General features: G+C 63.4%; 19 protein-coding genes. 3 read left to right on the forward strand and 16 right to left on the reverse strand.

From position 1 onward, the window contains the following. From LNV28_RS24450 to LNV28_RS24520, 15 genes are all read right to left on the reverse strand, one after another. Window positions 1–277, reverse strand: a 277-nt coding sequence (locus tag LNV28_RS24450; RefSeq protein WP_263517112.1) for a GTP-binding protein, incomplete at its 3' end; no start/stop codon positions are given. A 2-nt stretch (window positions 278–279) separates the two neighbouring features. Beyond that, complete coding sequence (gene cysD / locus LNV28_RS24455; protein WP_263517111.1) at window positions 280–1203, reverse strand: sulfate adenylyltransferase subunit CysD; 924 nt, start codon at window positions 1201–1203, stop codon at window positions 280–282. Window positions 1204–1273: 70 nt separating this feature from the next. Continuing rightward, window positions 1274–3139 (reverse strand): polysaccharide biosynthesis protein, encoded by a 1866-nt coding sequence (locus LNV28_RS24460; RefSeq protein WP_263517110.1) that lies wholly within the window; start codon window positions 3137–3139, stop codon window positions 1274–1276. A gap of 71 nt (window positions 3140–3210) precedes the next feature. Then, on the reverse strand, window positions 3211–3840 hold the full coding sequence (locus tag LNV28_RS24465) for a sugar transferase (protein ID WP_263517176.1): 630 nt from the start codon (window positions 3838–3840) through the stop codon (window positions 3211–3213). Window positions 3841–3845: 5 nt separating this feature from the next. After that, window positions 3846–5021 carry a DegT/DnrJ/EryC1/StrS family aminotransferase gene (locus LNV28_RS24470; RefSeq protein WP_263517109.1) on the reverse strand — a complete coding sequence of 392 codons (1176 nt, stop codon included), beginning with the start codon at window positions 5019–5021 and terminating at the stop codon, window positions 3846–3848. After that, window positions 5018–5725: a class I SAM-dependent methyltransferase gene (locus tag LNV28_RS24475; RefSeq protein ID WP_263517108.1), complete on the reverse strand. Its 708-nt coding sequence runs from the start codon at window positions 5723–5725 to the stop codon at window positions 5018–5020. The genes LNV28_RS24470 and LNV28_RS24475 overlap by 4 nt, the downstream gene beginning before the upstream one ends. Continuing rightward, window positions 5722–6990 carry a glycosyltransferase family 4 protein gene (locus tag LNV28_RS24480; protein WP_263517107.1) on the reverse strand — a complete coding sequence of 423 codons (1269 nt, stop codon included), beginning with the start codon at window positions 6988–6990 and terminating at the stop codon, window positions 5722–5724. The genes LNV28_RS24475 and LNV28_RS24480 overlap by 4 nt, the downstream gene beginning before the upstream one ends. Next, window positions 6987–8102 carry a glycosyltransferase gene (locus LNV28_RS24485; RefSeq protein WP_263517106.1) on the reverse strand — a complete coding sequence of 372 codons (1116 nt, stop codon included), beginning with the start codon at window positions 8100–8102 and terminating at the stop codon, window positions 6987–6989. The genes LNV28_RS24480 and LNV28_RS24485 overlap by 4 nt, the downstream gene beginning before the upstream one ends. Continuing rightward, entirely contained in the window at window positions 8099–9208 is a 1110-nt protein-coding gene (locus LNV28_RS24490) for a glycosyltransferase (RefSeq protein WP_263517105.1), read from the reverse strand. Before LNV28_RS24490 ends, LNV28_RS24485 begins: the two co-directional genes overlap by 4 nt. After that, on the reverse strand, window positions 9205–11193 hold the full coding sequence (gene asnB / locus LNV28_RS24495) for an asparagine synthase (glutamine-hydrolyzing) (RefSeq protein ID WP_263517104.1): 1989 nt from the start codon (window positions 11191–11193) through the stop codon (window positions 9205–9207). Before asnB ends, LNV28_RS24490 begins: the two co-directional genes overlap by 4 nt. A 1-nt stretch (window position 11194) precedes the next feature. Continuing rightward, a complete protein-coding gene (locus LNV28_RS24500; protein ID WP_263517103.1) occupies window positions 11195–11860 on the reverse strand; it encodes an acyltransferase in 666 nt (221 codons plus the stop codon). Continuing rightward, window positions 11857–12894 (reverse strand): hypothetical protein, encoded by a 1038-nt coding sequence (locus tag LNV28_RS24505; RefSeq protein WP_263569071.1) that lies wholly within the window; start codon window positions 12892–12894, stop codon window positions 11857–11859. Before LNV28_RS24505 ends, LNV28_RS24500 begins: the two co-directional genes overlap by 4 nt. A gap of 174 nt (window positions 12895–13068) precedes the next feature. Next, window positions 13069–14172 (reverse strand): DegT/DnrJ/EryC1/StrS family aminotransferase, encoded by a 1104-nt coding sequence (locus tag LNV28_RS24510; RefSeq protein WP_263517175.1) that lies wholly within the window; start codon window positions 14170–14172, stop codon window positions 13069–13071. A 14-nt stretch (window positions 14173–14186) separates the two neighbouring features. Continuing rightward, window positions 14187–14780, reverse strand: a complete 594-nt coding sequence (locus LNV28_RS24515) for an acyltransferase (RefSeq protein ID WP_263517101.1) — start codon at window positions 14778–14780, stop codon at window positions 14187–14189. A 20-nt stretch (window positions 14781–14800) separates the two neighbouring features. Next, entirely contained in the window at window positions 14801–15862 is a 1062-nt protein-coding gene (locus LNV28_RS24520; protein WP_263517100.1) for a Gfo/Idh/MocA family protein, read from the reverse strand. A 110-nt stretch (window positions 15863–15972) separates the two neighbouring features. Here LNV28_RS24520 and lysS point away from each other — a divergent pair, with 110 nt between their 5' ends. Continuing rightward, window positions 15973–17499: a lysine--tRNA ligase gene (gene lysS, locus LNV28_RS24525; RefSeq protein WP_263517099.1), complete on the forward strand. Its 1527-nt coding sequence runs from the start codon at window positions 15973–15975 to the stop codon at window positions 17497–17499. Window positions 17500–17569: 70 nt separating this feature from the next. On the opposite strand, the gene LNV28_RS24530 is transcribed toward lysS, so the two are convergent. Then, complete coding sequence (locus LNV28_RS24530) at window positions 17570–17794, reverse strand: enoyl-CoA hydratase-related protein (protein WP_318013901.1); 225 nt, start codon at window positions 17792–17794, stop codon at window positions 17570–17572. 266 nt (window positions 17795–18060) lie between these two features. On the opposite strand from LNV28_RS24530, the gene LNV28_RS24535 reads away from it, so the two are divergent. Further along, the gene (locus LNV28_RS24535; protein WP_318013900.1) at window positions 18061–19173 is read left to right on the forward strand and encodes a methyl-accepting chemotaxis protein; all 1113 of its coding nucleotides are present in this window, start codon (window positions 18061–18063) and stop codon (window positions 19171–19173) included. Between the two features lie 14 nt (window positions 19174–19187). Further along, window positions 19188–19559: a response regulator gene (locus LNV28_RS24540; RefSeq protein WP_263517098.1), complete on the forward strand. Its 372-nt coding sequence runs from the start codon at window positions 19188–19190 to the stop codon at window positions 19557–19559. Window positions 19560–19561 lie beyond the last annotated feature (2 nt).

Here is a 19561-nt window from a genome sequence, read left to right on the forward strand (position 1 = left end):
TGGTGGCGAAGTAGCGGTAGGCCACATCGATGGTGATGCCTTGCTCGCGCTCGGCCTCCAGGCCATCGGTCAGCAGGGACAGGTCGATGGGCGCACCGGCTGCGCGCTTTTCCAGGGTGTCCAGTTGGTCGGCCAGGATGGCGCGGGAATCGAACAGCAGGCGGCCGATCAGGGTGCTCTTGCCATCGTCGACGCTGCCGGCGGTCAGGAAGCGCAGGGCGCGGTGATGGGTGTCCACGTCAGAGTCGTGAATCAGGTGTTCAGCAACGGCGTTCATGATCAGAAATACCCTTCCTTCTTGCGGCGCTCCATCGAGGCCTCGGACGTGCGGTCGTCCATGCGGGTGGCGCCGCGCTCGCTGACGGTCACGGTCAGCGTTTCGGCCACGATGTCGGCGGCCGTGGCGGCCGTGCTTTCCACCGGGCAGGTGCAGGTCATGTCGCCCACGGTGCGGAAGCGCACGGTGGCGGTTTCCACCGTCTCGCCGGCCTCGGGCGGGGTCACGTCCGTCAGCGATACCAGCAAGCCCTTGCGGCGGATCACCGGGCGCTCATGCTTGAAATACAAGCTGGGCAGGGGGATGTTTTCGCGGGCGATGTAGAGCCAAACATCCAGCTCCGTCCAGTTGCTGATCGGGAAGGCGCGGAAATGCTCGCCCGGGCGGATGCGGGTGTTGAACAGGTTCCACAGCTCGGGGCGCTGTTCCTTGGGCTGCCATTGGCCGAAGCTGTCGCGGTGGCTGAAGATGCGTTCCTTGGCGCGGGCCTTTTCTTCATCACGGCGGGCGCCGCCGATCAGCACATCGAAGCGGTGTTCTTCGATCGCTTCCAGCAGGGTCACGGTCTGGTGGCCGTTGCGCGATTCCAGCGGGTGGGCCAGGCGCACGGTGCCCTTTTTGATCGACTCGTCCATGTGCGCGACGATCAGGCGCTCGCCCATCTCGGCCACGCGCTTCTCGCGAAATTCGATCACTTCGGGGAAGTTGTGGCCAGTGTCCACATGGACCAGCGGGAAGGGCAGACGGCCCTTGAATTCACTGCCGGCCACGCGCTGCTTGAAGGCTTTTTCGGCCAGGCGCAAGACCACGCAAGAGTCCTTGCCGCTGGAGAACAGCAGGCCTGGGCGCTCGAAAGCGGCGGCCACTTCGCGCAGGATGAAGATGGCTTCTTCTTCGAGCCAATTGAGATGGGAATGGCAAATCATGAATCAGTTCGTCGGCTCAACGTTGTGCGTATGTCGCGTGTCAATTTCGATGGCGAATGCCTGCGAGAGTTCAATGGAGCGAAGGAGAAAACTCCGGCAAGAGGCTGCGCAGCGCCCGCCGAACCGTCTCATCCGGAACTGCGCCCATGGCACAGAGCTCGAACAGCCAACGCAGTACCTGATCATCTTTCGGCGAATCTTGGAGACAGGCGATGTTCAATCGTTGAATCGTGGTGGGCAGCGTGGTTTCACTCGCAGTCAAGAGCTCCTCAAAGAGCTTCTCGCCTGGTCTCAGTCCACTGAACTGAATCAAGACTTCATCGGTGCGGTGACCTGAGAGGCGGATCATGTCTCGAGCAAGATCAACAATCCGCACGGGATCACCCATATCAAGCACATACACCCGCCCGGTCTCGCCGATCGCCGCCGCCTGTACCACCAGCCGCGCGGCTTCGGGGATGGTCATGAAATAGCGCGTGATGTCAGGGTGAGTCACCGTCACCGGGCCGCCGCGCGCGATCTGTTCCTTGAACTTGGGAATCACACTGCCACTCGATCCCAGCACATTGCCAAAACGGACCGCCATGAAGCGGGTGCCAGCATGCACTGAGGCCATATGGCTGAGCACCAATTCGGCCGCCCGCTTGCTTGCGCCCATTACATTGGTCGGATTCACCGCCTTGTCTGTGCTGATCAAGACAAAACGCTCCACCCCAGACTCCGCGGCAGCCAGCGCAGCGTGATAGGTGCCCAAGGTGTTGTTGCGCACTGCAGCCCAAGCGTTCTCGTCTTCCATCAAAGGCACATGCTTGTAGGCCGCCGCATGGAAGGTGACTTGCGGCTTGAAACGCTGAAAGGTCTGGCGCAGATGATCCAGATCTTTCACATCGCCCATCAATCGGACCAGCTGGACCAGCGGGAAATGCAGGGTCAGGTCTTGCTCAATCTGGTAGAGCGCGAACTCGCTCTGCTCGTAAAGGACCAGCTTCTTGGGACCGTAGCGCGCCACTTGTCGGCACAACTCGCTGCCAATGCTGCCGCCCGCACCCGTGATGAGGACCGTGCGGCCATTCAGACATTCGCTGATGCCGCCTTCGTCCAGCTGGACCGGTTCCCGGCCCAGCAGATCCTCAGGCTCGATATGGCGCAATTGCTCCACCCGCCGCCCAGAAAGCAACTCTGTATTGCTGGGAACGGTGAGGACGTTCAGCCCGCTCGAGCTAGCCAAGGCCAGCGCGCGGCGGCGCTGCGCGGGCTCCGCCGAGGGCATGGCCACGATCACATGGGTGATGCCATGCAAGGCCACAAATCGGGCCAATTGATCGAGTGGCCCCAGAACCGGGATACCGGCCACCCGCACATCGCGCTTGAGCGGATCGTCGTCCAACCAACCGACCACCACCCAACCCTGGTGCTGAATGCCCGCCACCGCCAGGCGCCCGGCCTGCCCTGCCCCCATCACCAAGGCCCGGTGCGATTCGACCGAGCTGCCGCTGATCCGGCCCCGCATGTGTTCGTACAACATGCGGTAACCCAGACGCATCATGGCCATGCTGATCAAGCAGAAGACGGGATGCAAGGCCAAGACGGACCGGGGAACGCCGCTCAAATGCGCCATCAACACGGCGACGGCACCCAGCAGGCCAGCCATCAAGCAGGCCCCAGCCAGGCGCTTCACCTCGCCAAAGCCGCTGAATCGCCACATGCCCCGGGGGGCTCCCCACAGCCACAGCATCAAGGCATACAGAAGCACAAGCCCGGCCAGCACTGCCGTGTCATAGGAAGGCCTGGCCGACCACCATTTTTCGAAGCCGAGCCGGAACAGATAGGTCGCGTGCCAGGCAAGCGCCACCAGAACTGCGTCCAGCAACAAGGAGATGCCCGCCCGAAAGGGACGGATGCGCGTCAAGAAGGTATCGAGGGTCAGCCAGAACATAGTGACACTATTGTCGATGCTGGAGAGCCTTGCCTTGCGCGAGATGAGCCGGCGCAAAGAGCCGGTCGAAGTCAGCGCGTATCGCGCTCAGCCACTGCGGGCTCGCTGTGCCGCAAAACTCGCAGGGTTTGCAGCACCAGGCGCACATCACCCCAGAAGGAGCGGCTTCTGATGTAGCGGGCCGAAATTGCCAGCTTCATCGGTAGGACCTGTTCCACATAGCAACGCTCGGGGTCGGTGGCCTCGGCCAACAAGCGACTCTCGTCGCGGTACTCGATGGAAGCCAGATCGGTGATGCCCGGGCGCACCGACAGGATCAGTGCATGCATGTCTGCCGGGTAGAGCGCCACATAGCGCGGCACCTCAGGCCGCGGGCCGACCAGGCTCATCTCGCCGCGCAGCACATCCCAGAGCTGAGGCAGTTCATCGAGCTTGTGGCGTCGCAGGAAATGCCCCGCGCGGCTGATGCGAGTGTCCCGACCAATCGTGATCTGGGGCCCCAATGCAGGGGCATCTGCCCTCATGCTGCGGAATTTGTGAATCGCGAACAAACGCCCTTGCCGCCCGACCCGCTGCTGCAGGAAAAACACCGGCCCCGGTGAATCGAGCTTGACCCAGGCTGCGATCAGCAAGAGCAAGGGCGACAGCAAGAACAGACCCAAGGCTGCAGCCAGCACATCGAAAAGGCGCTTGGCAAACACTCGACTCACCCCAGCGCGATAGCCCTGACCGCAGCAATGACGCGCTGCACGTCGGCATCGCTCATAGCCGTGTACAGCGGAATGCTCAGCATGCGCTCGAAGGCGCGCTGCGAATGCGGGAATTGCTCGGCGCGCAGCTGGTAGCGATCGCGCCAATACGGCTGCAAATGCAAAGGGATGTAGTGGACGCTGCAGCCAATGCCCGCGGTGAACATGCGCTCGATGAATTCATCGCGGCTCATCGCCAAGCCGTCTGCAAGGCGCAGCACGAACAGATGCCAGGAATGCACATCGCCCGCCTGAGCCTGCGGCGGCAAGACCAGGGGCAGATCGGCAAAGGCGGCCAGATAGGCCTGCGCAATCTGCTCGCGCCGCGCCTGAAAGGCAGGAATGCGCTTGAGCTGGTGGATGCCCATGGCCGCGGCGATATCGGTCATGTTGTACTTGAAGCCTGGGGCCACGATCTCGTAGTACCAGGACGGCGTCTTGGCGGTGAAGCGATCAAAGGCATCGCGATTCATGCCATGCAAACGCATCACACGCGCCCGCTTGGCCAGCTCGGCATTGCGCGTCACCAGCATGCCGCCCTCGCCCGTCGTCATGGTCTTGTTGGCATAGAAGCTGAACACCGTGGCGTCGCTGCCCATGGTGCCGATCAACTCTTTCTCCAGCGTGGCGGGCAGGGCATGGGCGGCATCCTCCAGCACTCGCAGGCCGTGCTTGCGGGCGATGTCGAGGATGGCAATCATGTCCACCGCCAGGCCGGCGTAGTGCACGGGGATGATGCAACGCGTGCGAGGCGTGATCGCCGCCTCCACCTGCTTGGGGTCGATGTTCAGTGTGGCCGGGTCGATGTCCACCAGCACCACATCCGCGCCGAGGTAGCGCACCACTTCAGCGGTGGCCGTGAAGGTGTGAGTGGTGGTGATGACCTCGTCGCCAGGGCCGATACCCATGGCCTCTAAGGCCAAATGCAAACCCGCGGTGGCTGAGTTGACCGCGACACACTCCATCTGCGGGTCGCCCAAAAAGGCCGCAAAGTCCTGTTCGAAACGTTTGGCTTTGGGGCCGGTGGTCACCCAGCCCGAGCGCAGGCTGTCTACCACCTCGTTGATCTCGTCTTCTCCGATCTCGGGCAAGGCGAAAGGCAAGAACGGTGCTTGAGGCAACTCAGAACTCATGGTGACTTTTCGATCACGGCCAGCACATGGGTGCGCAGCCAGGGAATGCTGTTGAACAGGGTGTAAGCCTGCGGATGCAGGCGGCAGACCCGACGGGCCAGTGGCGGCAGCAGGGTCAGGCGTTGCCAACGGATCTGCTCAGCCTCCGGGAACAGCGCCCGCACGCGTTTCAGCGGCACGCCGCGCACATCGGCATTGCGTGGATTGTCGACGATGAAGTCGTACCACAGCACGGCGCCGCCAGGCTTGAGCCAGCGCCACATGGCTTGTGCTACGGCCTCCTGCACGGCATCGCTCAAGATCGACGAGAAGACCGTCGACTGCAGGATCAGATCCTGGCTCAGCGGCTCGATGGCGGCCGCAGACGCATCGCCGAGATGCAAGTTCAGCGCATCCGGCAAACACTGGCGCGCAGCGGCATGCCGCTCGGGCAGCAGCTCCACGCCCTGCACATGCTCGGGCCTCAAACCGAGGCGCAAGAATTCCAGCAAGTTGCCACCGGCGCCACAGCCTACCTCGGTCAAACGCCAATCCGAAACGGCACCGGGCCGCACCGCCAGCTCACGCAAAAGAGCTCGCTGCCGCTCCTGCAACATCTGCCAGACCTCGGGTCGCAGCAGGCTGTAGCGGTCGCCCAGGCCCGCCTCGGCACGACGCTGGTAGCGCTGGGCAATGGCGTCCAGCTCCGTCTGGCCTTGATTCATGGCTGCGTTCCTGTTTCTGTGACTTGCGCCAAGGCATCAAGAAAGTGTCGCGCCAAGACGGGGTAGCTGTGCTCGGCCAGCACGAAGGCGCGGCCGCGCTCGCCCATGGCCGCGCGCTCCTCAGCGCTCAGGGCCGCCAAACGAAGCACGCCGTCCGCCACCGCTTGCGCGTCTTCGGGCGGCACGGTCAGGCCGGCGCCGGCCTCGCGCACCGGGTCATTGCCGGCGTCCACCGAATGCAGCACCGGGCGGCGCGCCATCATGTAGTCCATCAGCTTGTTGGGCGCGATGCCAAAGCGGTAGATGGGCGTGCGTTGCCAGCCGATGTAGGCGATGTCAAAGCGGGCCAGCAAGGCGGGGATTTGCGACTTGGGAATCGCATCGAAACACCGCACCTGGCTCAGGCCCTCGGCCGCCACGCGGGCCTGCAAGCGCGCCTTCTCGTGGCCGCCCCCGACCATGACGATGGCCACACGCCGAGCCGGGCTGCCCTCGGGCGCTTGCTGCAGCAGGCAAGCTGCGTCGAGCAGCACGTCGAGTGCATTGGGCAGGCCGTGCGAGCCGGCATAGCCCAACACCAACTGCCCTTGGGCTGCCAGCGCATCCAGGTGCGCGGCCAGTTCGCCCTCAAGCGCAGCAGGCGGCACCGAGTCTGACCACTCGTCCAGCGCAATGCCATTGGGCACGATGTGCAGCTTGCGCAGGTCCAGGCCATGGTCGGCCATGTGCTCATGGACCTTGGGCAGCATGGACACCACCATATCGGCGTCCCGGTAGGCGTCGTTCTCGGCCTTCTGGCAAATCATGGCGAAGGGATGCAGCGGCGACATGCCCGAGAGCTCGATCGGCGACAGCGGCCAGAGGTCGTGCACCTCGTAGATCAGCTTGGCCTGAGCCTGGCGCGCAATCTTGCGCGCCACCCAGATGTCCATGGGGTAGGTGCTGGAAGCGATCACGGCATCGGGCTGAAAACCCTCGGCCAGGTTCTTGGCATCACCCCAAACCTGACGGCAGAAGGACCAGATATTGCGCAAGCGCCCCACACCGTTGCCTTGGTACTCAGGGGTGTCGTACCAACAGTAATGCACGCCGTCGATGATTTGCACGCCCGGCTGCGGCTCGGCGGCACGCACATGCGACCTCACCGAGCCGAGGATCAGCACCCGATGGCCCATGCGGACCCATTCGCGCGCCAGGTAGAAGGGACGGAATTCCATGCCGTGCTGGGGGGAGCCGGCGTAATGGTTGATGAGCAGAATATTCACGAACGCATGGCCCTGGCGAGGACTGTTTGATACACAAGAAGCATGGAATCGATCACCCGCGGCCAACTGTAGAGAGCATTCACATGAGCCCGTGCGGCTTCACCCATGCGATGGCGTGCAGCTTCATCCCGCAGAAGAGAGAGCAAGGCCTGACTGCTGGCCGCGACATCCTCGCGCGGCACCAGCAAGGCGGTATGTCCTGCCACAGCCACCTCGGTAAACCCAGGCGCATCCGAGAGCACCGCAGGCACACCGCAAGCGCCGGCTTCGAGCGCGGCAACGCCAAAGCTCTCTTGACGGCTCAAGGCTGCAAACACATCGAGTGACTGCAAGAAGCGAGGCATCTCGGCGTGCGGCAAGGCACCCAAGAACTGCACCGCATCAGCAAGACCCAGTTGCTGGGCCAGGGCCTGCAAGTCGCCTCGCTGAGGGCCATCGCCCGCGAGCACCAGCTCGACCGACACACCTTGCGCACGCACCTGCGCAACAGCCCGCAGCAGAACATCGAAGCCATACACCGGTGCGAGGATCTTCGCCGAGCCGATGCGCAGCACTCGGTGCTCATCCTGCGCAGCACCGCTGACTGAATTGCGCGCCTGCTCGGCAGGCTGCAACGACTGCGCGGGAACAAAGCGCTCGGTGTCCACTCCAAACGGTGTCACGAAAACCTCGCGCTGGGGCGCAAACTGACGCACACGCTCAGCCATGCAGTGGCTGGTCGAGGCCAGCGCGGTCGCTTTGCGCAAATGCCGCATCAGCACCCAGCGGTGCAGCCAAGAACGATCGGGGAAATCATAAACATCGCTGCCCCATGCGGACAGCAGCACAGGGAACCCTCGGACTGCAGCGGCCATGGCGCCATAACCGGTGGCGTAATGGGCATGAACCAGGTCCGGCTGCAAGCGCTTCAAGGCGCGCCGCAGTGCAGGCACCGCAGCGACATAGCCCAGCCCGCCCTGGGGCCGAAGTGCATGCACGGTCACCGTCGGATCGACGCCTGCCAAGGCCGGATGCACGCTGAGCAGATGCACCGAGAGCCCGCGACGAGCCAAGCCATTCACCCACTGCACCGTATGTATGGAATTGGCCGGAGCGAGAAAGGCGACTCTCACACACGCCTCCGCAAGTCCGACACCACTTGCTGAGACCGAGCCAACCAACTGTGATGAGGGGCCAAGGCCAAACTCTGTGCCCGGCGCGCGGCCACTGCGTCCGGCGTCTGGACCAAATGCTGCAGCTGCAGCAGCAAGGCAGCGGTGTCGTAGGGCAAAGTCCAGCCCACGCCGTGATCACGAACGAAGTCTCCACTCAGAGTGCCTTCGCTGGCCAGTATGGGCAGACCCATGCCGATGTACTCGAACTGCTTCACGGGTACCGCAAATGTCCAGTAGGGCTGGGGCTGCACGAACAGCACACACACATCAGCCATCTCGTACAGGGGAATCAAACCCGAGCCCGACGCATGAACGATACGCACGCGCTCCCCCTCTGGCAGCGGGTACTGTGCGGCCACAGCGCGCCATTCCGCTTCCCGCGTGCAGACGGTCAGGCGCAATTGCGGCAATTGGTGAACGGCTTCAAACAGCCGATGCAAAGGATAGTTAGCCCCCATGCCACCGACATACAGCAGATGCAAAGGCTCACCTGACTTCCTGGGACGAGCGGCCACCGGTGCCAAGCCCCCATGACCCGGCGGCAATGCGCGCACGCGTTCGATTGGAATCTCGGGGACATAGGCGCTCATCGGCAGGGACGGGAGGTAGAGCCTGTCCAGCAAAGACCGGTACTGCCGCAGATCATGGTGATACGCCCACAGCGCGGCTGCACGCTTCCACCTCGGCAGGTTCAGGCCGTAGCCAGGAAAACGCCAATACACATCACGGTAGAACAGCCCCAGCGGGACACCCGCCGCCTTGAGTTGCCGCATGAAGCCAAAGTCCAGCGTCGGGTGCAAGGGAAGATGATGAGGCTCGGTCAGCAGCGTCGGCTCGGTGGAGCTTTCCGAGTACATGAAGTCGTAGGCTTCCCCAGCGCGCAAGCGTGCTCGCACCGTTGCGATGACCTGCGCTCGTTCACGCGCGGTGCCCACCACTGCATCCACCGCATAGCCCAGAGCGGCAAAGGCCTCCAACATTCGAAACGGCCGCACGCCGCTCGCGGTTTGCGCCCCGGCTCGCACCGGGTGGGGGTGATGAAACACCATGCGCGGCTGACTCATGCCTGCGCCCGCCCCAAAAGGCGGCCCGGTCGATTGGCCTCTTCTTGATACAAGCGATGCCACACCGCGAGGTTGAGCCAGCGCACGCGCTCCGCCGCTGGTACAGCGCGGAGATCGCGACCCATCGTCTGCGCCAAGTTCTGAACAAATGAGCTGCCCGAGAGTTGCTCGTCAATCCAGCTCGCCAAAGGAGCGCCTGCCCCAAACCAAGCCTGCTCCGGGATGGCCCAACCCAGCTTGTCACGGCGCCAGAGCACCGTGGATGGCAGCATGTCATTCGCGGCATGTCGCGCCAACCATTTGGTCCAGCCGGCATGCACACGGTAGGCATACGGCACCTGCGCGAGGAACTGCATCACGCGGTAGTCCATGAAGGGCATCCGCGACTCCACCGACCAAGCCATGGCGGATTGATCCGCGTAATGCAGCAGGGTCTGCAAGCCGGTTTGAACATCCCTCGTGAGTGCCTGCTGCAAGGTCATGCCCATGCCGCCGGCACGAGCGACGCGGGCTTCGAGTGCATTCAAGGCCGCTTGCCCCCCCAAGTGGCGGACCAAGTTCCCTGCCAAGCCCAGCGTGACGGTCCGAGCGCAACCCGTCGTCGTGCGAGCCAAGGCCATGGCTTCTCCAACACTGCGGGCCAAGGGGGCGTGCGCCAAATGGTTGCGCAGGAAACGCAAATAACCCGCCATTTGCTCGTCCGCACCCTGTCCGTCCAGCGTCACGACCACACCGCGCTGGGCCACCAAAGCATAGGTGTGCCAGCTGGACATCAAAGTGTTGGCCGGCGGCAAGTCCAGGGCCCAAATCATGCGCTCGTGTGCGGCCGGAATGCCTTGCCACTGCGGCTGTATGGTGTTGGAGCGCACACCCAGCCGCTCGGCCACTTGGCCGATATAAAGGCTCTCATCCGCCGCGAGCAAGGCCCGGTCTTGCCCCTCTTGGCCTTGAGGCTGCGCATAAACGCTGGAGAACACCTCCTGTCGCTCACCCTGGCCGCGCCTAGACAGTTCCTGATTTACCCATGCGGCAATTTGAGAAGAATCGAGGCCGCCGGACAAAGCCGTACCGAAGCGCACGTCCATGCGCATGCGCAAGCGCACCGCGTCCTGCATCAGGTCCCGGTAACGCTGCGCCCAGTCATCGGCCTCGCGGGCATCAAATGGACGCTGCAAGGCCACTTCATCGGCGGCTTCCGTGCGCCAATACGCTTGCGGCTGCAGCGCTTGCGGCCTGTCGATCTGCACCGTTGCAAAGTGCCCGGCCGGAAATCGTTGAATGCCACGAAACAAGGTCCCAGGGGTCCAGGCCTGCGCGCCCTCGGAGATGTAGTCCTGACAAGCGGTCAGATCCACGTCGCTGCGCACCAAGGGATGCATCAGCAAAGCTTTGATCTCACTGGCCAGCAAGACCTGGCCCTTTTCGTCCGACCAGAAATAGAGCGGCTTCACGCCGAAGCGATCTCGGGCGATGAAGAGCTGCCGGCGCTCCAGGTCCAACAGGGCGAACGCCCACATCCCGTTGAAACGCGACAGTGCCTGCGGGCCCCATTGCTGGTAGGCCGCGAGCAGCACCTCGGTGTCCGAGTGCGAGCGAAAGCTGTGACCCAAGACCTCCAGTTCGAGGCGCAGTTCGACGTGGTTGTAAATCTCACCATTGAAGGCCACGGCATACCGAGCACCTCGACGCATGGGCTGATGCCCCCAGGGCGAGAGATCGACGATAGCCAAGCGTCGATGGGCCAAGGCCAGGTACACGGCACGGCGCGGCTGGTCGGCGATAGACGCTGTGGGCTCAAAGCCGGTGGGCAGTTGCCAGACAGCTGGCGGTGTGTCTGGCCCGCCCAGGCACTGCAGTCCTTCACCATCCAGCACCAGATAGCCCTCGTCATCCGGGCCGCGATGACGCAAGCGCGTGTTCATCCCCTGCACCGCCGCCAGCGGGGTCGGTTGCTGCGGTGTCAGCACGACAACAATGCCGCACATCTCAGTGCCCCCCGTCCGGGCAGCCCTGCCCCAGTGCGCCGCGCGAGACGGCTTGCGGCGTCGGCCCCAAGCGCCGATAGCCGCGGTACAGATAAGGCGGCAGGAAGCGCTCAACCCTGTCACGTTCCAGGGTCTTGATCACGCGTGCCGGGCTACCGGCCAACACGCAATGGCCGTCGGGAAAGGATCGGGTCACCACCGCGCCAGCGGCCACCACCGTGTGATCGCCGAGCGCGACACCCGAGAGGATCACCGCGTTGGCGCCCACCCAGCAATAGTTCCCAAGCGTGATGCCGCCTTTGTGTGTGTAGCGACTGATGTTGTAGACGTCGTGATTGAAGGAACCAATACAGACATTGCTCGCAATCACGCAAAAGTCACCGATGTGAATGGGCGCCTCCGGGCTGGCAAAGATGTAATTGCCGAGGGACGCGCCAGGCGCCGTGTTGACGCCGATGCGCATGTAATTGGAGCCACTCACCACCGACGTGAAATGCACCGGCCAAGGCACCCTGCGATTGAAGCCGAGCACCTTCTGAAAGAACACATAGCGCGCATTCACCGGGCAGCCGGTTCCCGCCGTTTCTGCAAATGCGCGAAAGAAAGGCAAACGCAACAGCAGCGCCCTCTGCCATGCGCGCAAACGCGTCTTCCACGTGGCCTTCATGGGACGAGCCTCATCTCTGGCTGAGCACGCCAGACCCAGCGCAACAAAAGCACACCATAGGCGCATCCACCCAGCAACAGCATCCATCGAAATGCTTCGGCTGAGGGCATCAGAAGCAACACGCCACCCCAAGATGCCAAGGCAGCGGCCTGCCATCCGGTAAGAAACCATTCGTCTCTCAAGCGGATGCTCACGATGCTCAAGCCGCCCACAGCAAACGAGGCAGACAAGAAGAACACCGCTGGCCAGAACATGTCCCCCTCCATTCGCCAACGCTCGGGCAACTGCCAGGGCAAGACGCCGATCGAAGCCATGTGAATGAACGCACCCGTCGTCAACGCCAAAACGAACAAACCCAGTGCCAGCCCCAGCAGCCGCCAAGGCTGGCGATGCAGGGCATTGCTGGACTTCATCAGCAATGCATTCAGAGTCACAGAGACCACGCCCAGCGGCGCGCCCAGCAAGCGCTGCACCAGCGCATATTGCCCCGCCACCGCCGACAAGCCTAGCGCTTGCAGCGCGGGCAAAAGCCCATTCAGCCAGACCGTGTTGAGAACACCCAAGCTCAGCGAAGCAGACAAACCATGACGATGCTGGACCCAGCTGCGACGCCAACGCGCCAGGGTCAGTGGGCCCTGAACGGGCAAGCAGAGCCAGGCCCAAGCCGCGCATACGAAGGCGCCACACACCCAACCCAAGGCCGCGGCGTCCACGGTGGGCTTCACAGCGACTGCCGCGCAGGCGCCGGCCACCGGCAAAACCTGACGACCGGTCCGATAGGCCATCAAACGGTTGCGAAGCCCCAAGAAAGCCAAGCCATTCACCCAAGCATCCAGCAAGCAGCTGAGCACGGCCATCGTCACCACCGCCAAGACAAGCCACACCACGCCTGGCTCGGCGATTGCACATACTGCGGCCACGGTCAGGCCCACAAAGGAGAATCCCAGCGCGCCACCGACCGAGCCAGCCAATACTTCCTGAAGATCCGTCGCGGAATCGCAGGCCGCCACACGCGTATCCAGGCGCAAAGCCACCAGCGGCGCCAGCATCGCGCCCAAGGCCTGCAAGGTCGCGAAGCGGCCGAAAGCCTCGGGGCCCAGCAGCCATGCAACTGCAAGCCCCAAGGCGGTCACCAGCACCAAGGTCAAGGCACTGGCCCCCGCATGCAGCAAGGCGTCACGCAGCATGGCCAGCCCTGCCGCGTGCGATCAGACCGAGGCGCTCAGCGCCTGACGCAACGCCGCCAGCACCTGATCCTGCTGCGCCTCGCTCAAGTCCGCGCTCATTGGCAAGCTCATCACCCGGCGTGCGGCCTTCTCGGCCTCAGGGAAGCTCTGACCACGGCCGTAGGCGGCATAGGCCGGCTGCTGGTGCAGCGGCTTGGGGTAATGAACCGCCGTCGGCACGCCTGCGGCCTGCAAGGCCTGCTGCACGGCTTCACGCGCATCGAGGTGCAAGGTGAACTGGGCCCAAACGCAGTCACGATCGGCACGCACCGCCAGGCGCTGCACCGACAGATCCGCCAGCAAGTCCTGATAGCGCGCGCCAAGCTTCAGGCGTTGCTCGATCTCCCAATCAAAGCGCTCCAGCTTGGCCAGCACGATGGCGCATTGCAGTGTGTCCATGCGCCCGCCAACACCCAGCCGGGTGTGGGTGTAGCGCTGGCTTTGGCCATGCACGCGGATCTCACGCGCTGCTTGGGCCAACGCGTCGTCATCGGTGAACAAGGCACCGCCGTCGCCATAGCAGCCCAAGGGCTTGCTGGGGAAGAAGCTGGTGGCGCCGAAGGTGGAAAGACCGCAGCTCTTCTTGCCCTTGTAGCTGGCGCCAAAGCTCTGAGCGGCGTCCTCGATCACGGCGATGCCGCCGTGGCGGGCGGCAAGGGCGTTGATCTCGTCCATATCGCAAACCTGGCCATACAGGCTGACCGGCATGATGGCTCGGGTGCGCGGCGTGATGGCGGCCTCGATCAGGCGCACATCGATATTGCAGGTGTCGGGCTCGATGTCCACGAACACAGGCACGCCGCCCAGAAGCACGATCACCTCGGCCGTGGCTGCAAAAGTAAAGGGGGTGGTGATCACCTCATCGCCGGGCTTCAAATCCAGCGCCATCAGCGCAATCAGCAAGGCCTCGGTGCCGCTGGACACGGTGATGCAATGCTTGACGCCCACATGGGCTGCCAGCTGGACTTCCACCTCTTTGACCTCGGGCCCCATGATGTACTGACCATGGTCCAGCACCTGCTGGATGCGAGCATCAATGCGAGACTTGAGCGCAGCGTACTGCGCCTTGAGATCGATGAAAGGCAGTGCATTCGTCGTGCTCACGCGAGGCTTCCTTCTGTCACGAGCACACAGCGTGCACCGTCTGTTTGCAGTTCGTACACGTCACCGGTGTGCGGGCATTGCGCCCGGCCCTGAGCGTCGAATTCCAGGCGCTCACCGAAACGGCTCATCCAGCCGATACGCCGGGCTGGCACACCGACCATCAGGGCGAAATCGGGCACATCTTTTTGCACCACGGCCCCCGCGCCGATGAAGGCATGGGCGCCGACCGTGCTGCCGCAAACGATGGTGCAGTTGGCGCCCAAGGTGGCGCCGCGTTTGACCAGGGTGCGGCGGTACTCGGCCTTGCGCGCCACGGCGGCGCGAGGGTTGTAGACGTTGGTGAACACCATGCTGGGGCCACAGAACACATCGTCCTCCAGCGTCACGGCGTCATAGACCGAGACATTGTTCTGGACGCGCACGTTGTCGCCGATGCTCACATCGTTGCCGACGTAAACACCTTGGCCGAGCGAGCAGCGAGCGCCAATCTTGGCGCCCGGGCTGATGTGGGCGAAATGCCAGACCTTGCTGCCTTCGCCCAGCTGCGCACCGTCGTCAACGATGGCGCTGTCGTGTTTCCAAAAACTCATGATGGCCGGATGCGTCAGTTTCAAAACACCAGGGGCAAGCCGACGCGCTGGCCGTCACGCGCGCTGCGATAGGCCGCGATCAGGATCTCCAGCGAGCGCAAGCCCTCGTAGCCATCGACCTGGGCGCTGGCCTCGCCGCGCAGGGTCTTGATGACGTTGTCGTAGTAGAGCGGGTGGCCGAAACCGTAGACACTGCCCGTGTCATAACTGGCCGTCTGTACAGCCGCATCATCCGGGTGCGGCTCGGCGAACTGCCAGTGCTCGATCTTGTTGACCGCCGTGCCACCGATCTTGACCGAACCCTTCTCGCCCAGGATGGTGATCGAGCCTTCCAGGTTCTGCGGGAAGGTCAGCATGGTCACATTGATGGAGCCCAGGCCGCCGTGGCGCAGGCGCACGCTCATCACGCCGGTGTCCTCGGCTTCGATGTCGCGCGCCAGGGTGGCGGTATAGGCATGGACGCTGTCCACCGGGCCGACCAGCCAATCGAGCAAATCAACGTAGTGGCTGGCCTGGTTCATGAAGGCGCCGCCGTCCAGATCCCAGCGGCCGCGCCAAGGCGCGGCGTCGTAGTAACTTTGCGGTCGGCTCCAAAACACATTGACCGTGGATAGGTAGATGCGGCCAAAGCGCCCTTGCTCGATCGCCTGCTTGACGCGCTGCACGGTGGCATTGAGCCGGTTTTGCTTGACCACAAAGAGCTTGACCCCGGCGTCACGACAGGCGCGCACCATGGCCATGCCCTCGTCGAACTTGGTGGCCATGGGCTTTTCGCTCAGCACATGGAGGCCGGCGGCCGCCACTGCACAAGCTTGCTGAGGGTGCAAGCCACTGGGCGTGGCCAGCACCACCACATCGGCGGCGCAATCTGAGGCCAGCAGGGCATCCAGGGATGCAAAGCCCGCCACGCCAGTGGTGGCCATGGCTGCGGCCAGGCTCTCGGGCTTGTCGTCGCACACCGCCACCAGCTCGGCCCGGCCCGCATGGGCCTGGATGGCTTCGATATGGTTTTTGGAGATGCGGCCACAGCCGACCAGAGCGAAGCGGATCGGGCGATCAAGAATGGGGTCGGGCAGGCGCATCGGGCGGGGTGAAAGTGGTGTTGCGGCAGGCAATCAGAGGGCGGATTCTAAGAGCCGCACCCGTGCCGCCATGCCACTGCGCCTAAAATCAGCGCAAATTCAACGAGTTGATGATGACCCAGCACACCCCTCCCGCTCCGCACCACGCCCCTGCAGCCCAGGACGAGAACCAGCTGATCACCGAACGCCGCGAGAAACTGGCCGCCCTGCGCGCCAAGACCGCCGTCCCCTTCCCCAACGATTTCAAACCCCAGCACCGCGCCCTGCCGCTGACGCAGCGCTATGGCGATCTGGACAATGAGACCCTGGAGCCGCAGGCCGTGGCCGTCTCGGTGGCCGGCCGCCTGATGCTCAAGCGCGTGATGGGCAAGGCCTCCTTCGGCACCCTGCAGGACGCGACCGGACGTATCCAGCTGTTCGTCACCAAGGACGGCGTCGGCGAGGAAAGCTACGACGCCTTCAAGCATCTGGACCTGGGCGACATCGTCGGCGCCGAGGGTCAGCTGTTCAAGACCAAGACCGGCGAGCTGTCGGTGCGCGTCAGCAATCTGCGCCTGCTGACCAAGAGCCTGCGCCCCTTGCCGGACAAATTCCACGGCATGGCCGACCAGGAGCAGAAATACCGCCAGCGCTATGTCGACCTGATCACCGACGAGCATGCCCGCGCGCGCTTCATCGCCCGCTCCAAGGCCGTGTCCTCGATTCGCAGCTTCATGGTCGAGCACAGCTTCCTGGAAGTGGAAACGCCGATGCTGCACCCGATCCCGGGTGGCGCGAACGCCAAGCCCTTCATCACCCACCACAACGCGCTGGACCAGGAGATGTACCTGCGCATTGCGCCGGAGCTCTACCTGAAGCGCCTGATCGTGGGCGGCTTCGAGCGCGTGTTCGAAATCAACCGCAACTTCCGCAACGAAGGCATCTCGGTTCGGCACAACCCCGAGTTCACGATGATGGAGTTCTATGCGGCCTACTGGACGCACCATGATCTGATGGACTTCACCGAGGAGGTGCTGCGCCACGCCGCGCGTGCCGCCACCGGCAATGCCCGCGTGACCTACGCCGGCAAGGACGTGCATCTGGACGAGCCCTTCGCCCGCCTGTCGGTGCGCGATTCCCTGGTCGCCCATGCGGGCCTGAGCGCCGAGCAGGCCGACGACGCGGAGCTGCTGCGCGCCAAGCTCAAGGACCTGGGCGAAGAAGCACCCAAGCACTGGACCCTGCCCGAGCTGCAGTTCGGCATGTTCGAGGCCGTCGTGGAAGAAAAGCTCTGGCAGCCGACCTTCATCATCGACTATCCGGTCGAGGTCTCGCCCCTGGCCCGAGCCTCGGACAGCAACCCCAAGATCACCGAACGCTTCGAGCTCTTCATCACCGGCCGCGAGTACGCCAACGGCTTCTCCGAGCTGAATGACGCCGAAGACCAGGCCGCCCGCTTCCACGCCCAGGTGGCCAACAAGGACGCCGGCGACGAAGAAGCCATGTTCTTTGACGCAGACTTCATCCGCGCCCTGGAATACGGCATGCCCCCGACCGGCGGCTGCGGCATCGGCATCGACCGACTGATGATGCTGATCACCGATTCGCCCAGCATCCGCGACATCATCTTGTTCCCGGCATTGCGCCGCGAAGCCTGATCAAGAGCTGAGTTGACGTGTACAAAAAGGGGAGGCCTCGGCCTCCCCTTTTTCATTTAAACGCCAGCTTTCAGCGCTTGCCGTGCCTGAAGACAGGCGCGCGCTTGTTCAGGAAGGCATCCATGCCCTCGCGCTGATCGTCGGTGCCGAACACGGCGTGAAAGACGCAGCGCTCGGAGGTCTCGCCTTCCTTCAGGCCGCTCTCAAAGCTGCGGTTGACCAGTTCCTTGATCAGCTGCAAGGCCGGGGCGCTAAAGCCATTGATGGTCTCGGCCGCCGCCAGGGTTTCTGCCAGCTGCTACCACCAAAGACTCACCCCGCCCTCTCCTGTGTGGCCAGCGTGTGTACGACGCCTGCGCGGAGCCATAGCCGCAGCGTAGCGAGGACGCTTAAATCGGCAACAACCATCAACACCCAAGCATTTCGTGAGGATCAGCACGGAAGCAGGCCAGCAAAACAAACATATTTATCAAATAAAGCCAGACAATCAGCTCAACAATTGATTCAAATCATTTTTATCAATTGACTCAAGACACGTTCTAGGGCCCTTGGGAGAGCAGGATGCACAGCACTGACAGCCGTCCGAATCGCTTGCCCGCCGATGGCCGGATGCCGCTGGAGCTGGCTGCTTCTCCGCCGTGGCAAGCAGCGCTTCTGCTGCTGCGCCAGCGACTGGCCCAGGTTTCATTTGGCTGGCTGGGCGCGCTCTCCGTCGAGCGCGAAACTCAGAGCACCGAGGCAAACGCTGAGGTCTGGCTGGCGCGCTTGGATGAGGCCAGCGAACTCTGGCGCGGCCATCTCAACACTGCCCAAGCGCAAATTCAGACCGCCACCGAATCGGTCATTCAAGGCTTTGGCGAAGTCCTGGTGCATCTGGACGCCATCATCGAGCAGCCCGATGGCGCTCCGTGCAAATCCGACGCCTTGGACGTGCGTGCGGACATCCTTAGCCAATGCGAGCAACAGCTGCACAGCGTGACACAACGCTTCCATCTGTTCCTCGACGCAAGAGAACAGCTGCTTGGCGACGTGCGCTCACTGGCCGGTACCTCGGCCCAGCTCCAGGACATGGCCGAAGAGGTGGCTACTTTGGCGCGCCAAACCAATCTGCTTTCGATCAACGCGGCCATCGAAGCTGCCCGTGCGGGAGAGACCGGCCGAGGCTTCGCCGTCGTCGCCGCTGAGGTCAGGCGCTTGTCGACCGGATCCGGCGATACAGGCCGCCGCATTGGCCAACAAGTCACCGGCTTCACGGATCGCATTCAGCAGATCTTGCAGCAAGCCACCGCGGACCAGGCCACAGAAAACCAGGTGTTTGAACATGCGGAGCGCAGCATCGATGAGGTCGTCCAGCAGGTCGACCACGCAGTGGCCGCCCTTCATCAGCGGGCTGCTGAACTGAGCCGTCGCGGTGCCGCGGTGCGCCAGCAGGTCGAGACCCTGATGGTGGCCCTGCAGTTTCAGGATCGGGTGCAACAAATGCTCGAGCAGGTGAGTGCATCGATCGAGCGCGGCACAAAGCAGCTGAGTCAAGCGCTGCGCTCAGGCCAGCCGCTGGATGCCTCGGACTGGCAGGCCTTGCTGAGCGAAGGCTACACAACGCCCGAGCAACGCCAGCTGGCGGGCGCGCCTAGGCCTGAAGCGGCGCGTGGCGCCAAGTTGACCTTCTTCTGAACCCGGAGGCCGTGATGCCCAAACTGATCCTCATCGTCGATGACTCCAGCTCTTTGCGCATGGTCGTGCGCATGGCGCTGCAAAGGGCCGGCTATGACGTGCTGGAAGCGCACGACGGCCTCCACGCTTTGGACGAACTCGAGAAAGTTGGGCGCGTCAACCTGATCCTGAGCGACGTGAACATGCCGCGCATGGACGGCATCACTTTCGTTCACAAGCTGAAGGCGCACCCGCGCCATCGATTCACGCCGGTGGTGATGCTCACCACCGAAGACCAGGACGCCATGATCGAAAAGGGTCGCGCTGCCGGCGCCAAGGCCTGGCTGGTCAAGCCCTTCGACCCCACTCAGCTGCTGAATGCCGTCGCACGTTTGGTGCAGGCCTGAGG

It is taken from the genome of Paucibacter sp. DJ2R-2, from assembly GCF_025717675.1.
GTDB lineage: Bacteria > Pseudomonadota > Gammaproteobacteria > Burkholderiales > Burkholderiaceae_C > Paucibacter_A.

What these genes read in the sequence shown, in the direction of transcription:
- cysD (WP_263517111.1), bottom strand. Translation starts at nt 1,203, where the DNA reads ATGATTTGCCATTCCCATCTCAATTGGCTCGAAGAAGAAGCCATCTTC.
- LNV28_RS24460 (WP_263517110.1), bottom strand. Translation starts at nt 3,139, where the DNA reads ATGTTCTGGCTGACCCTCGATACCTTCTTGACGCGCATCCGTCCCTTT.
- LNV28_RS24470 (WP_263517109.1), bottom strand. Translation starts at nt 5,021, where the DNA reads ATGAGTTCTGAGTTGCCTCAAGCACCGTTCTTGCCTTTCGCCTTGCCC.
- LNV28_RS24475 (WP_263517108.1), bottom strand. Translation starts at nt 5,725, where the DNA reads ATGAATCAAGGCCAGACGGAGCTGGACGCCATTGCCCAGCGCTACCAG.
- LNV28_RS24490 (WP_263517105.1), bottom strand. Translation starts at nt 9,208, where the DNA reads ATGAGTCAGCCGCGCATGGTGTTTCATCACCCCCACCCGGTGCGAGCC.
- asnB (WP_263517104.1), bottom strand. Translation starts at nt 11,193, where the DNA reads ATGTGCGGCATTGTTGTCGTGCTGACACCGCAGCAACCGACCCCGCTG.
- LNV28_RS24500 (WP_263517103.1), bottom strand. Translation starts at nt 11,860, where the DNA reads ATGAAGGCCACGTGGAAGACGCGTTTGCGCGCATGGCAGAGGGCGCTG.
- LNV28_RS24515 (WP_263517101.1), bottom strand. Translation starts at nt 14,780, where the DNA reads ATGAGTTTTTGGAAACACGACAGCGCCATCGTTGACGACGGTGCGCAG.
- LNV28_RS24520 (WP_263517100.1), bottom strand. Translation starts at nt 15,862, where the DNA reads ATGCGCCTGCCCGACCCCATTCTTGATCGCCCGATCCGCTTCGCTCTG.
- lysS (WP_263517099.1), top strand. Translation starts at nt 15,973, where the DNA reads ATGATGACCCAGCACACCCCTCCCGCTCCGCACCACGCCCCTGCAGCC.
- LNV28_RS24535 (WP_318013900.1), top strand. Translation starts at nt 18,061, where the DNA reads ATGCACAGCACTGACAGCCGTCCGAATCGCTTGCCCGCCGATGGCCGG.
- LNV28_RS24540 (WP_263517098.1), top strand. Translation starts at nt 19,188, where the DNA reads ATGCCCAAACTGATCCTCATCGTCGATGACTCCAGCTCTTTGCGCATG.